This is a genomic window from Cylindrospermum stagnale PCC 7417, from assembly GCF_000317535.1.
GTDB lineage: Bacteria > Cyanobacteriota > Cyanobacteriia > Cyanobacteriales > Nostocaceae > Cylindrospermum > Cylindrospermum stagnale.
Genome location: NC_019757.1, coordinates 2,220,265 through 2,235,786, shown reverse-complemented (window position 1 = coordinate 2,235,786; position 15,522 = coordinate 2,220,265). Strand labels below are relative to the sequence as shown.

The following is a 15,522-nucleotide window of genomic DNA, read 5'->3' as shown; positions in this document are numbered from 1 at the left end:
AAACCACCTAAGAATGTAAAGGCATTTTTTCAGTGTAGCTATTGTAAAGGCGGTGCATTCCCATTTATGCAAATATCCATGAATGAGTTTGAAAAAAACATAGTTTAAACGCATAATATACTTTTGAGCTAACCGTAAATTTTATCGTAATTGTTATGATGCCAATAATTTCCCTTGTCATCACAGTTTATAACCGAGAACTTTATCTCCGTGCAGCTATTGAAAGCATTTTAGCTCAAACTAGGGGTGATTTTGAACTACTAATTTGGGATGATGGCTCAACAGACAGTACCCCAGAAATTGCCCGCGAATATGAAAAGCGCGATCGCCGTGTGCGGGTTGTAGTAGCAGAACATCAGGGGCATGGATTGGCGTTAAAAGCGGCAATAGCCCAAACTACAGCCCCCTATATCGGTTGGGTAGACAGTGACGACTTACTCGCGCCGACAGCACTGGCAGAAACCGCAGCGGTTCTAGATGCACAACCAGAAGTGGGTTGGGTTTACACCGATTATCTAGATATCGACGAACAGGACAACATCCTCAGCTATGGCTATCGTTGTCTCGTCCCCTACAGCCGAGAAGAATTGTTAAACAGGTTTATGACATTTCACTTTCGACTGATCCGTCGGGAAGTATTCGACTTGGTGGGGGGGATTAATGAGTCGCTGAAAATAGCAGAAGATTATGACTTGTGTCTGCGTCTTTCAGAAGTTGCCCAAGTGCAGCATATTTTTAAGCCGCTTTACTACTACCGCACCCATCCAGAAAGCATATCCCGGCAACGACAACAAGAGCAAATTAGACAATCGCATCAAATAATTACCAAAGCACAAAAACGCCGCAAGCTTTGGGTAAGTTCTGTAGCAGCAAGTATTTTACCTTTAATGCTGGGGTTTCTTCCCAATTTCGCTCAAGCACAATCAATTACTCCAGCTAACGATGGTACTGGCACAGTTATCAATACACAAGGTAACAACATTGATATTAGTGGCGGTAGTTTGAGTAGCGATCGCACTAACTTATTTCACAGTTTCTCGCAATTTGGAGTTGATGCCAACCAAACTGCTAACTTCCTTTCTCAGCCATCGATACAAAACATCTTAGGGCGTGTCATCGGTGGCAACGCTTCCTTAATTAACGGACTAATTACAGTCACAGGCGGTAATGCTAACTTATATTTAATTAACCCGGCGGGGATTCTATTTGGGGCGAATTCCAGTTTAAATGTGCCAGCATCTTTTACAGCTACAACAGCCAATGCAATTGGGTTTGATAACCAGCAATGGTTTAATGCTATTGGCGCTAATAACTACAGCAATTTAAATGGCAATCCCACGGAGTTTGCGTTTACAACTAGCCAGCCAGGAAATATCTTCAATGCCGGAAATCTGGGAGTAGGTGAGGGGCAAAACCTGATGTTACTCGGTGGGACAGTCATAAATACGGGGACGGTTTCGGCTGCCAACGGTAAGATCACAATCATGGCAGTGCCGGGAGAAAAACTGGTTCGGCTAGCACCAGCAAATAGTTTATTGAGTTTAGATTTACCGATAGAAACGAAAGCCCAAATTAACCCACAACCATTTTCACCACTCTCTCTGCCTGCATTACTTACAGGTGGTAATCTCAACAGTGCCACAGGGGTAACAGTTGAAAATGGCGAGATCAAGCTGACAAGTACAAATACACCAATTCCTACTGATGCTGGTACAACCATTATTAGTGGTCAGGTGTCTGTCGCCAATCTCAGTAATAGTATCGCTGACAGCACAGGTCAAATTAATATTTTAGGCGATCGCGTTGCCCTCCTCAAAGCTAACCTCAACGCTTCTGGTATCAACGGCGGTACAGTCCTGATTGGGGGTGATTATCAAGGTCAGGGAACAGTCCCCAATGCCAGCCGTACCTTTGTTAGCAGTGATTCTGTGATCAATGCCGATGGGTTGAAAAATGGTAACGGTGGCAAAGTCATTGTCTGGGCAGATGATACCACCCGCTTCTTCGGCACAATTACCGCTAAAGGTGGTAACGGTGGCTTAGTGGAAACCTCTGGGAAAAATTCCCTGGATGTGACGGGTGCTAAGGTAGATGCCAGTGCCATAAATGGACAAGCGGGGACTTGGTTACTCGACCCGACCGATATCAATATTATTAAGGGTGGTAGTGGGACGATACAAGCAGGACTATTTGACCCATCCAATAATAGCGATATTGATCCGGCAACCATTGTATCTGCCTTGGATAGTGGTACGAATGTCACCATCACAACGAATGGTGGGACGGGGGGTAGTGGTGATATTACCCTAACGGATTCGATTAACCAGACGGGAGGTGGGAATGCTTCGTTGACGCTGACAGCACGGCAATTTTTCTTGAATCCCTATGGTCAAATCAATATGACTAGTACGGGTGACCTGACATTTAATCTCAATCAGGTCAATCCAGACTTGACTAATGCGTCTACCAGTTCAATTCAGAATGCGATTAATGCAATTGGCTCCGTAGCAGGAAATACCACAATTAACTTGGGTGCAGGCACTTACACAGGCGACACTATATTGATTAATAAACCTCTAACCTTAAATGGTGTTGGGGCAAGTAACACCAAGGTAGATGGTGAAAATGATCATGGTGTGTTTAATATTTCGGATACGGGAGGGATAGTAACTCTCAATGATTTGGCGATTATTAATGGCAAAGCCGTTGGCAGTAATGGTGGTGGCATTGTCAACTCAGGGGTGACGCTGAATATCAATAACGTTATCTTCAGTAGTAATTCGACAACCTTCGACATAGAAAGTGGTGGTCTCGGTGGCGCTATCTATAACTCATTTGGCGATGTGACCGTGAACAATAGTACCTTCAGTAGCAATTCTGCCAGCAGCAACGGCGGTGCCATCTATAACCAAGGTGGCGAGGGAGGTACAGTGACTGTGAACAATAGTACCTTCAGTGGTAATTCCGCAACCAATAGCGGCGGTGGCATCTACAACTCATTTGGTGATGTGACTGTGAATAACAGTACCTTCGGTGGTAATTCCGCAGCCTTTGGTGCTGGTTTTTATGCTTATGGTGGTGCAGTCAATGTCAACAGCAGCACCTTCAGCCTGAATTCAGCCAGCAGCAACGGCGGCGGCATCTACAGGGATATAGTAGGTGCAAAGGTGACACTGAAGAATACTATTGCGGCAGGCAATACAAGTCCAACGAGTCCCGATATCTTTGGCTTGCTGGATGCAGCTAGTAGCTATAACCTCATCGGAGATGGCACTGGTGTCACAGGCATTAACAATGGAGTCGATGGTAATCAGGTAGGTACGGCGGCTGTGCCGATTGATCCAAAACTCTCAGTTCTAGGCGACTACGGCGGATCTACCCAAACCTTTGCCCTGTTACCAGGTAGTCTAGCAATTGACGCTGGAACACCTGATCGAAACATTACTACGGATCAACGTGGTATCAGCCGACCTCAAGGCACAACACCTGATATTGGTGCGTTTGAGTTGGTGGGTTATAATCTCATACCTACTGCTGGGTCAGGACAAAGTACCACTGTTAACAATAATTTTTCCACAGACTTACAAGCACAAGTAACAGAAACCGGCTTCAATAAACCTGTTTCTGGGATCACAGTTAATTTTAATGCCCCAAGTAGTGGTGCAACTGCCAGCTTCACGGGAAATACTACCCTGACTACCGATAGCAGCGGTATTGTTTCTATTCCCGTGACGGCGAATACAGTGGCAGGTAGTTATAGTGTCAGTGCGAATAGTGGTAGTCTCACCCCGGCTAACTTCAGTTTGACGAATAACCCAGATGTTGCAGCCAGTATCATCGCTACAGGCGGAACACCGCAAACTACTGTTGTTAACACTGCTTTTGCTAATTTGCTGCAAGCCACCGTTAAAGACCAATACGGCAACTTAATCTCCAATGCCACAGTTAATTTTAATGCCCCAAGTAGTGGTGCAACTGCCAACTTCACGGGAAATACTACCCTGACTACCGATAGCAGCGGTATTGTTTCTATTCCCGTGACGGCGAATACAGTGGCAGGTAGTTATAGTGTCAGTGCGAATAGTGGTAGTCTCACCCCGGCTAACTTCAGTTTGACGAATAACCCAGATGTGGCAGCCAGCATCATCGCTACAGGTGGAACACCGCAAGCTACTGTTGTCAACACTGCTTTTGCCAACTCACTGCAAGCGACAGTTAAAGACCAATACGGCAACTTAATCTCCAACGCCACAGTTAATTTTAATGCCCCAAGTAGTGGTGCAACTGCCAACTTCACGGGAAATACTACCCTGACAACCAATAGCAGCGGCGTTGTTTCTATTCCCGTGACGGCGAATACAGTGGCAGGTAGTTATATTGTCAGTGCGAATAGTGGTAGTTTAATTCCTGCTAATTTCAGTTTGACCAATAATAATAATTTAGATAATCTTCCTAATCCAGAGCAGTTGGCACAATTACCCAATACGCAACTACCACTGGTTACCTTACCCATTGCAGCCGACAATGCGGCATTGGGAATTGAGCAAAAGTTCACCAACCAGTTTCAGCAATATTTAGGTATTACTGCCAAAACTGAGATGACAACTGTCAGCCAAGCCAGTGATATCCTGCAAAAAATTGAAAATGCGACTGGCGTTAAACCTGCACTCATATATATTAATTTTGTCCCTGAAACCCTTGCAGGCTCTAATGATCTGTCAAAAAATCAACCAATACCCATAACATCGCCAAGCGATCGCTTGGAACTACTGGTTATTACCGCCAAGGGGAAGCCAATTCGCAAAGTGCTGAAGGTGACGCGATCGCAAATTCTCGCAGTTGCCCAAACCTTCAAAAACCGAGTCACAGATCCGGTATTGCGTCAGGACTACAAAGACTCAGCTAAACAGCTGTATGAGTGGTTAATTACACCGATAGAAACTGAACTGCAAGAGCGAAAAATTAACAATTTAGCATTTCTCATGGATACGGGATTGCGATCGCTTCCGATTGCTGCCCTTTATGATGGGAAACAGTACCTGGTAGAACGCTACAGCGTCGGTTTAATGCCCAGTCTCAGCCTCTCCGATACAAACTATGTTGACATTAAAAAAGCTGAGGTTCTGGGTATGGGTGCATCTAAATTTGCCAACCAAAACCCTTTACCAGCCGTACCTATAGAATTAAAAACCATTACTCCCCGACTATGGCAGGGTAAATCCTTTTTAAACGAAGGCTTCACCCTGAAAAATCTCCAAGCGCAGCGTCAGCAAACACCCTTTGGCATTATTCACCTAGCCACCCACGGCGAATTTAAGCCTGGTGCGCCTAGTAACTCCTACATTCAGTTGTGGGATACGCAATTGAGAATGGATCGAATCCGAGAACTGGGCTGGAATAACCCCCCCGTGCAGCTAGTGGTGCTGAGTGCTTGTCGTTCCGCCTTGGGGGACGAAAACGCAGAGTTGGGCTTTGCTGGTTTTGCCATCCAATCTGGTGCTAAGTCTGCACTCGCAAGTTTATGGTATGTGTCAGATGAAGGCACTTTAGGATTGATGAGTGAATTCTATGAGCAATTGAAAACAGCCCCCATCAAAGCGGAAGCACTCAGGCAAACACAAGTGGCAATGCTAAAAGGGCAAGTGCAACTGGCGGACGGTAAACTAAATACTTCTCGTGGCGATGTAACTTTGCCACCGGTACTGAAGGAACTCGGTGACAAAAACTTGCAACATCCCTATTTCTGGTCTGCTTTTACTCTAATTGGCAACCCGTGGTAGAGCTAAAAAGTCTTTAATTTTGAATTACCATCTGGGCAACTTTCTCCATAACTTTACTGAAGGAATGATCTGGAAAGCGCAGGCAGAAAATATCGCTACTTGCCATTTGGATCATTTCTTCTGAAAGTGGCATAATACCAGCAACAGGTGTATTGTAAAGTTTTTCTACCTGTTGTCGCAAGGCATCAAAATCAAGTACTGGTAATGCTTTGTTAATTAACAGGAGCAATTTTGGCACTTCCAATTTGCGGGCTACCTCAACTGTCACGGCTGTACCTTGAAAGTCTTGGCGATCAGGACGCAAAATCAAAACTAAGATATCAGAGATGGCTATTGAGAGCAAAGTTTCTTCATTAAGTCCTGGATGAGTATCAATAAAAAGATAATCCAAATTTAGAGCATCGATCAGTTCTTGGAAACCTTCGTTTAGCAAATTAAAATCAAATCCTTCCCGCAGTACTCTGGTAATGTCTTTAGCCTTAATACTGGAGGGAATCAGATAAAGCCGACTATTTGGCTTTCCTATTTTCCCCAAAATTGAGCTAACGTCATAGGCCGCTTCTTCAATTGCACAATTTCCCCAAAGATAATCGTTGAGGGCGTACTTAATTTTCTGATCATCAAAACCAAAAAGAACGTGAATCCCTGGAGATTGGATATCAGTGTCAACGATGCCAACTCGATACCCAAAACGTGCCACAATCGCAGCTAGATTAGCGGTTGAGTTTGATTTGCCCGTACCACCCCGAAACGAGTGAATAGACACAATTTTTGACATAACTGCAAAAAAGTAAAATGTTGAAAGGTAAAACGCACTCTGAACAGTCTCAAGTTAATAGACTTCTGGCAAAAGTAAAATATTTTTCCATGTTCGGATATTTTTCCCACCAACGATCAGCTCAACATGAGAGTTTAAGCATTTATGCAAGAAGTCTAATAAGCAAAAGTAAACAACTTTAGAGTTTGTCCCAGATATTTTTAGATAGCTTACTTTTTTGTTTACCGACAAAGCGAGGTTGGTAGTAAACTGAGCCATTATCATTTAATTCTTGAATAAAGCCTTGTGTTATCAAGGTTTGGAGATTCTGCTGGGCATCTGACTCTGCCAAATTTGTGTAAACTGCAACTTCCGCCAAAGTCACTTTTTTCTGATGAGTTATCCAGTTAACAAGTTGCCGTTGGTCTTCAGGCAAATCTATGACATCAGCTATACTTTTTGGTGATGATGGTTCAGAGTCTGGGTTATTCATATTAGATTTTGGTTTGTTGACTAAAAAGGATATTGATTAATGTCTAAAGAACTTAGGCAATATTTATTTTTTACCTTCTCTCATCTTCTTGCCTCGGCGCTGTAATTGTTCTAAATATGCCATTTCTTCTTGATTTTCGGTTTGACTCGGTTCCTGTTTGCCATCTACTATTTCTGCGGGGATTGTTTCCGGGATGCTGGCATCGCTAACCTGTGCTGATGCCTTGAGTTTATTACGCTTGTCGCGCACCTGTTGCAAGTAGTCTACGAATTCTATAGGCTGTGTTGGTTGAACAGTCGGAATAGTGTTAATTATTTCTGTGCTTCTTCTGGATTGTATAGGTTGAGTCGTTGGTGTGGTGTCAATTACTTTTTCTTTAAACTTGCCAGCAAGAGGCGGTTCAACGGTGGCTGAAACTTCGTTTTTATCTCGACTCTTCAGACCTTTGGCCTTTTGCTGCAAGTCTAAAAAATAATCGCTTTCTACAATGGCAGCTACTTCCTCATTCTTTTTTTTTTCATCAATCTCAACGTTGATTTTGAGGAAGCCTTTAACTGTTTTGACAATCGTGGCGGCGTACCTATCTATCAATACGACACTGGTGACACTTGCCAAGAGTCCGATTAATGGTGGTACTAGCGGTATCCACCCAGCCTGGATAAATATTAAATAGCTAGTCCCAACTAAAATAGCGATCGCCACACCGCCACCCAGCACCAACAGCCAAGGAGTACGAATTCGCCACGCTAGAATAGCTCCCAATACTGTCCAACCAAAAATCCAGAGGCTTTCCTGCCAATCATTCCAGTACCAAAGCAGCGGTTTCTGATCTAAAACTGCACTCAATATCTGACTAGCATTCTGGGCGTGAACTACTACCCCAGGCATTTTTTGATTATCTGCGGAACCAGCGCTGTAGGGCGTGTAAAAAGTATCTTTGACAATATCTGCTGTGTAGCCAACCAGGACAATCTTGTCTTTGATGGCAGTTGCGGGCACTTTATCTGCCAGTAAATCTCTCAGAGATACTTGCTTAACTGCATTTTTGGGAGAACGGTAGTTAAGCAGTATTTGGTAAGCTCCGGGATTGAGTTGGCGATAGGCACCTGCCTTGGTTTGTAGGCGATGGAGAATAGTGGACTTGAATTTAATTTCACCAGATTTTATCTGTTCTGGCTCAATATCCTTTGCTTGCAAGTAACGCACAACCATTTGAAAACTCAAGGATGGTAGTTGATTTTCGGGATCGGCGTTATTGCAGATATGTTCGACTGGTAGTGGGATGTTCGATTTCTGAGGAATGGCAAGTATCATACCTTGCCTGATAGTTCCCCCGGCATCTACAGGTAAATCAGCCACTCCCACTCGGTCTTCTGGGATGCCTGGTGCGGCTGGAGTTCCGGGAGCGTCAGCCCTGCTGAGTTCACACACCGCCACGATGCGCTCGCTCTGGGTTAGCAAATCGACTAACTCTTGACGACCGGCGGCGGCACCTTGCTTAACATCCCTTAAAATATCTATGCCAATTACTTCTGCTCCCTGATCTTCCAGTTTCGTCAAAGCCTTGGCCAAGGTGCCATCTTCAATTGGGTACTCTTTGCGTGTCTGGATATCTACATCATCAATGCCAACTACTAAAAAGCGATTGTCTGGCCCTTTGTCGGGAAGCGATCGCATCAGCCCATCAAAAGCACCTAATTCCAGTCCTTCTAACTTGCCTAATTCTCGCAATCCAACTATTAACCCAGTTACTACTAGGCTGGTCAAAACTACAGTACCGCCAAAGGTCAATACTGCTTGGGGTAAATTGCGAAATCTTGAACTGGACTCTTGCATATATATGTCGCTCCTTTCTATAAGTTAGAGAGTGACTAGAATTTATGGATCAATAGCCGATTGAGTTTGAGTTCTGGTTTGAACCCTAACCGCATAAGTTAATTTTAGTTAGCGATTTTTAGCAAAACACTTACTGTTGATTAATCCTGAACCCACCTAATTTCAGGTTTTAGGGGGCTAGGGTAAATTTTGTGCCACTCTCAGGGAATATTATTATTACTTAGGTAAGTTTATAACATTTATCATTTGATTTTTACTAAAGTTAATTAAAACTGCTGTTCATCATGACACCGTAGGCTGTCATGTAAAGTTTTACTAAGTTTAGCCCACGCCTTACGGAAAACACCGAAAACTTGCTGAAATCTAAAATATACTGGTACTGGTGTTTTTTTAAATGTTAAAACACTGAAATCCTAGTTGTATATAAATGTACGTCAACAAAAAATCGGATATTGAGTTAAAGAAAGGTTTAATTCAAGACCCCCACCGCAGCTTTCCGATGGCTGAATTATCACAAACTAGACTAAGTGAAATTTGTAGGTGGATGTATTCGCCAGAAACTAAAAAGTCGTTTTTACGTCAATCAGACAAGATGATTAAGCAAGCTGCCCTATTATCCAAAACTATGCTAAAAAAACCTTTGTTGCTCATAGCACTGAGCTTAACCTTATCCACAGATATGTTGTTTACCTCGTTGGCAGTAACAGCAATGCCGTCAGGCACAACTGTTGCTCAAGTAAATCGCCAACCGGCAAAACCAGCATTTAAACCAAAGCGCCGTTCCTTATTGAGATTTAAAGTACCTGGAGTTAGGAGTGGCCGCAACCTAGAAGCAGGAGCAGCAAGAGGTCAATGCAGCCCTCAAGCGATTAGTGCAGTCTTGTCACCAAAATCTTTAGCGATGGGAAAAACAGAAATTCCTGTGGAATTAACTGTTAGCGATCGCCCAACATTTTTTGTGAATGTGCCCGAAACTTCGGCAAAACAAGCATCGTTTCTGCTGATGAATGAAGCCAAGGATCAGGTGCTGCTAGAGAAAACTTTGTCTTTAACCACCACCAGCGGGATTATAGCCTATACCTTGCCTGCGGATTTCCAGGGATTAGAGGTTGAAAAGAAATATAGTTGGCGCTTGTCACTACTTTGCGATCCGACGGGAAGCGATCGCAGTGGTGATGCTAATGCCAGTGGTTGGATAGAACGAGTCACACCCACCCCGAAAGTAGCCCAAGAGTTAGAGAATGCAACGGACGCCATAGACCGTATAGCCATTTATGCCGAAAACGGTTATTGGCAAGACACTCTGAAAGCTCTAGCTGATTTACGTGCCGCTAATCCCAATGATCCCGATTTAGCAAGTAATTGGTTAAATCTTTTTAAATCAGTGTATTTACCAAAGCTTGCTCAACAACCCATAATTCAGCTAGACACTGTATCTGCCAGCCAATAGACCTATAGTATGTTCTGTCCAATTACTCCAATTCAAACTAAATTTAAAGTTCCTTAACCCTGCTTAAATTTTGAATTTTAAATTTTGAATTGGAGCGCAGCGAAATTCATCGGTAGATCATAACACAATTTCCTGGCCTCGTTCGGTGAAATTCACCTGTTTAATATTCCATTGGGTATTACTGGTGAGAGTTTTGCGGAGACTACCAAACAGAGCAAACTGCTCACAACTAGAAAGAGAAGTTAATTGCCGCTTTGACTCAGGAGATATTCGCAAATCAACAGTAGCAACGCCTTCTTTAACATTGACACGATAACCAGACAAGCTAAAGTCACTGGTGTCTCGTTGCTCTAAAATTTTACCCACTGTACCTTTTATCGGTTCCGCCGCAGGCACCGAAGTTTGTTGTGGAATTAGCTCTTGACATTGGGTATCACTTGTATATATGGTGACATTGATACTTTTGCTAGCAGTAGCTTGAGAAGTTGAGGAAGGCGTATTTTCCCCAACAGCAGATTTAGCTTTTAGTTGAGCTATGGTTGTTTTTTTGGTTGGGCTTGGGCTTGGGGTTGGGCTTGGGCTTGGGCTTGGGGTTGGCGAGGATATCATGTTTGGTGTAGTTATCGGTGCGGGCGCTTCGCTGTCAAGATTACGAGAGGTAGGACTAGAACTACAACTGCCCAAACCAGCAAAAATTGTCACAAGAATAAAGGGTAAGAGATATCTTTTGTTGGTGTTCATAATTTTGCTCATATTACTGTTTATGCTATCAGCTTCAGTGTTGTCATGATTAATTAGGCGTAAAGCTGGCAAATTTAGCCTAATTTTTGCGAAACTTTACTTTTTGTGTTTATTGGCTGTGATCAAAACCAATACATAACGTTGGAGAGTATCTAATTTTCCACTCCGCCTCGGCTTTTGTTGTTGTTTGCTGCCAGTCATTGGGAAATATATAACTACAGTCAACTTCAGATCCTTGGTGGACAAACGACGAAACTATGGCTCGTGATCTCGTCACTCTAGATAAAAGTACTTACGAATCTCTTCAAAAAGAACTGATAGAACTGCGTCAGGTAGTCACCAATTTGGGTCAGACTAAGCCCTCTAGCAGCCTGAAATATAGCCAAGAGCAGATGGCTTTGTTTATGGAATACATGCCAGCTGCGATCGCTATCTTTGACTGTCGAATGCACTACATATTAGCGAGTCGCCGCTGGAGGGAAGATTACGGACTGGGTGATGAGGAAATTATCGGCCGCTCTCATTATGAAGTTTTCCCAGAAATTTCCCAGTATTGGCGGGAAATTCACCAACGCTGTTTAGCGGGAACCATCGAAAAATCTCAAGAAGATGCCTTTCCCCGTACAGATGGAACAACCGATTGGGTGAAATGGGAGATACATCCTTGGTATGAAAACATTGGCAAAGTTGGGGGTATCATCATATTTACTGAGGTGATTACCGCTCGTAAGCAGGCAGAAGCAGCGCTGCGCGATGGGCTACGCCCCGCTGGAAGCGATCGCCAACAAGCAGAGCAACAACTTCAAGAGCAAGTACAATTTTTGCAAAGCATTTGGGAAGGTGTAGACTATGGCATCTTAGTTTTAGATGTCTTGGATGATGGTGCAGAGTTTCGCTACGCCAAATTCAATCCAGTCATGGCAATAACCAGTGTGATTCCAGTCGAAAATATGCTGGGAAAAACCCTAACAGAGATACTACCTGCCGATATGGCAGTTATCTATCGTCAACGCTATAGCGAATGTGTCCAGTCTGGCAAAAGCATATTTTTTGAAGAGTCTTTCTGTATTAATGGTCAAGAAACTTGGTGGTCTTTGAATGTTACACCCCTTTTAGATAGGGCTTCACGCATTTCTCAGCTAGTTGTTACGGCAAATGAAATCACAGAACGTAAACAAGCTGAACAAGAACGGCAAATGTTCGTTTCACTGATTGAAAATAGTAGTGACTTCATTGGTTTCGCCACAATAGAAGGACAACCACTGTTCATTAATGAAGCAGGGCTAAAGTTAGTTGGCATCGAAAGCTTAGAATTTGCTCAAAACCTCAGGATTTTTGATTTCACCTATTCAGAAGACAGAGAAGACACACAGCGGCGCGCTATACCTGCGGTGATGAAGCATGGGCTTTGGCGGAGCGAATCTCGTTTCCAACACTTTCAGACTGGAGAACCAATCCCAGTTGATTTCAACATGTTTATGGTTAAGAATTCTCAAACTGACGAACCTTTGTGTTTAGCGACAATTTCTCGCGATATCCGCGAACGCAAACAAGTAGAAGCTCAACTACAAGAGCAAGCGCAGTTCTTACGCAGTATTTATGATGGTTGCGCTCAAATAATCTGCGTCATCAATGTTCTGGAAAATGGAGATTTTTGCTATTCTAGCTGGAATGCAGCAGCAGAACAAGCAACAGGAATTAGTCAAGCGCAGGTTATTGGTAAAACACCAGAAGATTTGCATGGCACTGTTGATGGTGCAGCAGTACGTCAGCGATATCAAAGCTGCTTAGAAGTCGGGGTCAGCATTTCCTATGAAGAATGTCTGACTTTTAATGGTCAAGAAACTTGGTGGATGACTAAGATAAATCCCCTGAAAAATAGTGAAGGTCGAATTGATCGACTGGTAGGGACAACCTTGAATATTACAGAGCGTAAACAAGCAGAAGAAGCACTAAAACAAAGCCAGCACTTCGTTCAACGTATTGCCGATTCTTCTCCGAATATTCTCTATATCTTCGATATAGAAGAACAGCGCAATGTTTACGCGAATCATGAACTTGGCACTCTTCTCGGTTATTCTAGTGAAGAAATTCAACAGATGGGGTCACAACTTCTTGCCAATATTACTCATCCAGATGATTTGCAAAAAACTGTAATTCACTTGCAAAACTTTATTGCTGCCAAAGATGGTGAGATTTTTGAGCTTGAATTTCGGGTGAGACAAGCAAATGGTGAATGGTGCTGGATTTACTGTCGAGAGACGGTGTTCAGCCGTGCTGATGACGGCAGGATAAAGCAAACTCTTGGTGTAGCAACTGATATTACTGCGCGCAAACAAGCCGAAATTAAATTGCAACAACAAGCCGAAAATTTAGAGCATACTCTGCGTGAACTGCAACAAACCCAAGCCCAACTTATTCACAGTGAAAAAATGTCCTCAGTCGGTAATATGGTTGCAGGTGTTGCTCATGAAATTAATAATCCAGTCAATTTTATTCACGGAAATCTTCTTCCAGCGAGTGAATATACCAAAGATTTGTTGCGAATAGTAGCACTCTATCAAAAATATTATCCTAATCCCCCAGAAGAGATTTCAGCAGAAATTGAAGCTATCGACCTTGAATTTCTCAAAGAGGATTTAACTAAACTTATTCAGTCTATGTGCGTAGGAACCGAGAGAATTCGGGAAATTGTCCTGTCGCTGCGGAATTTCTCCCGTCTAGATGAAGCTGAATTTAAGCAGGTAGATATCCATGAAGGTATCAACAGTACTTTGATGATTCTACAAAATCGCCTGAAAGCGAAACCAGACCATCCAGAAATTTTGGTGATTAAAGACTATGGCAACCTTCCCCCCATTGATTGCTATCCTGGTCAACTAAATCAGGTATTTATGAATCTTCTCAGCAATGCTATTGAAGCTTTAGAAGACCCGTCGCTGGGGGAAACAAGACAAATTTTTATTCACACTGAAGTTCTTAATAGCAACCGGATAGCAATCAAAATCTCAGATAATGGTCTGGGAATTCCTGAAGAAGTACTTTCAAAACTATTTGACCCTTTCTTTACTACCAAAGATGTGGGCAAAGGCACAGGACTGGGGCTTTCTATCAGTTACCAGATTGTCGTAGATAAACATGGGGGAAAATTATCTTGTTATTCGATACCTGGAGAAGGAGCAATGTTTGTGATTGAGATTCCCATTACTCAGACAGCAGCCAGCAAATAATCTAGCGGTTCCCGGTCTAGTGAGGTACAATTGGTGCCTTACCGCAATTGCTATTACTTTTTTAGTCATGAATCTTTCTGCCCGATTATCACGGGTTTTTTGTGTCTTTTTATGGCAATTTTTCAAAACAACATCTTTTTTCAACACTTTCATTAATGAAAGTTATGCCTTGGTAATCGCAGACAACAAAAACTTATCTTTCCCCTGTCTGATTATTTAGTCAATTCTTCTCTTGCCTTGGAATGACTTTTTCAGCAAACCCTAAATAATTTTATTTATGATGTTCGTTAGCGATGGCAACGAGAACACCGCAGGCATCGCTCTCCAGATGGGGTCATCTCACAAAATCGCGTTGCTCCCCAGGCAACTATCGTTTTCTGGCGTACCTCTAATCCAGCACATCGGCGATGAATGACCTTTTTTGAATTCCCCGAAGGGGTGGACTTCCATGTTTCTTCTCCCTCATTCACTTTAGACGAACGGCATGGACACCTGGATGTCAAATTCTGACTTGCGTGCTCTCCTAGGGCAAACGCATCTAAATTACTCTTGATCACAACCAAGGTTAAGAACCAATAAAAAAATCGGTATTTATTGGTTAATTTTCCCAGACTCAAGGCGATGTCTACGACGGGCCACGCCTACGCTAATTTAGTGCCAATAAGCAGTTATTAATGCGACTAATTTTGAGTTATTGAGAATAAAATCCTTTTATTGACATGATGCGTTCGCCCTGCGTGCTCTCCCAATCGGGGGCGACAGTTTGTGGTGCTTGAAGATATCCAGGTCAGACTGTTGGGCAGGCTCTGAGCATCAAATAATTTTTGTAAGTCTCAAACAAAGTAATTTTATTTTTCTCTGAAAACTAAAAGTCTTATAAATCAAGGGTTTTAGATTTTTATTTGACGAAAATATAAAAGACGGTTCACTATCATCAGGATTAATCGCATAATTCGTATCAATACAACTGATATATGAGTAACGTCACTCTGGATTAAGGATTCAAATTTGATGACTTGGACGAAAGAATAAGATTCACACATATTTTTTAGCTTACCTACTAGCGTAAATATACTGACTCTGCTATAGTAAGCCTTAGGTTGATGTAATGTGTTTAAAAGTGCCAGTAAAATTCATAAACCCAGGAGCTATACATATTCGTATTAGGTATAGTTATTGAAAAGCAGTTTTATGAATACTTTCTATATTGCACTGACTGCTTGGGCTTAGAAGTT

Annotated in this window: 7 protein-coding genes and 1 pseudogene; 4 read left to right on the top strand and 4 right to left on the bottom strand. The window is 42.8% G+C overall.

Translation table 11 applies throughout. The annotated features are described in order from the left end of the window. The first annotated feature begins 155 nt into the window (after positions 1–155). Complete coding sequence (locus tag CYLST_RS09055; protein WP_015207411.1) at positions 156–5,780, top strand: CHAT domain-containing protein; 5,625 nt, start codon at positions 156–158, stop codon at positions 5,778–5,780. Between the two features lie 13 nt (positions 5,781–5,793). Here the strand turns inward: CYLST_RS09055 and CYLST_RS09050 are convergent, their stop codons facing one another. The 3 genes from CYLST_RS09050 to CYLST_RS09040 all read right to left on the bottom strand — a co-directional run bounded on the left by CYLST_RS09050 (position 5,794) and on the right by CYLST_RS09040 (position 8,866). Further along, positions 5,794–6,558: a MinD/ParA family ATP-binding protein gene (locus CYLST_RS09050; RefSeq protein ID WP_015207410.1), complete on the bottom strand. Its 765-nt coding sequence runs from the start codon at positions 6,556–6,558 to the stop codon at positions 5,794–5,796. 178 nt (positions 6,559–6,736) lie between these two features. Next, a complete protein-coding gene (locus tag CYLST_RS09045; RefSeq protein WP_015207409.1) occupies positions 6,737–7,030 on the bottom strand; it encodes a hypothetical protein in 294 nt (97 codons plus the stop codon). Positions 7,031–7,093: 63 nt separating this feature from the next. Then, positions 7,094–8,866, bottom strand: a complete 1,773-nt coding sequence (locus CYLST_RS09040) for a CHASE2 domain-containing protein (RefSeq protein WP_015207408.1) — start codon at positions 8,864–8,866, stop codon at positions 7,094–7,096. 427 nt (positions 8,867–9,293) lie between these two features. Here CYLST_RS09040 and CYLST_RS09035 point away from each other — a divergent pair, with 427 nt between their 5' ends. Beyond that, the gene (locus CYLST_RS09035; protein ID WP_015207407.1) at positions 9,294–10,316 is read left to right on the top strand and encodes a DUF928 domain-containing protein; all 1,023 of its coding nucleotides are present in this window, start codon (positions 9,294–9,296) and stop codon (positions 10,314–10,316) included. 117 nt (positions 10,317–10,433) lie between these two features. Here the strand turns inward: CYLST_RS09035 and CYLST_RS09030 are convergent, their stop codons facing one another. After that, positions 10,434–11,057 (bottom strand): sporulation/spore germination protein, encoded by a 624-nt coding sequence (locus CYLST_RS09030; RefSeq protein ID WP_015207406.1) that lies wholly within the window; start codon positions 11,055–11,057, stop codon positions 10,434–10,436. Positions 11,058–11,314: 257 nt separating this feature from the next. Between CYLST_RS09030 and CYLST_RS09025 the strand changes: the two genes are divergently transcribed. Further along, positions 11,315–14,287 carry a PAS domain S-box protein gene (locus CYLST_RS09025; protein WP_015207405.1) on the top strand — a complete coding sequence of 991 codons (2,973 nt, stop codon included), beginning with the start codon at positions 11,315–11,317 and terminating at the stop codon, positions 14,285–14,287. A 37-nt stretch (positions 14,288–14,324) separates the two neighbouring features. After that, positions 14,325–14,507: pseudogene (locus tag CYLST_RS35830) on the top strand (hypothetical protein); the annotation flags it as partial. Positions 14,508–15,522 lie beyond the last annotated feature (1,015 nt).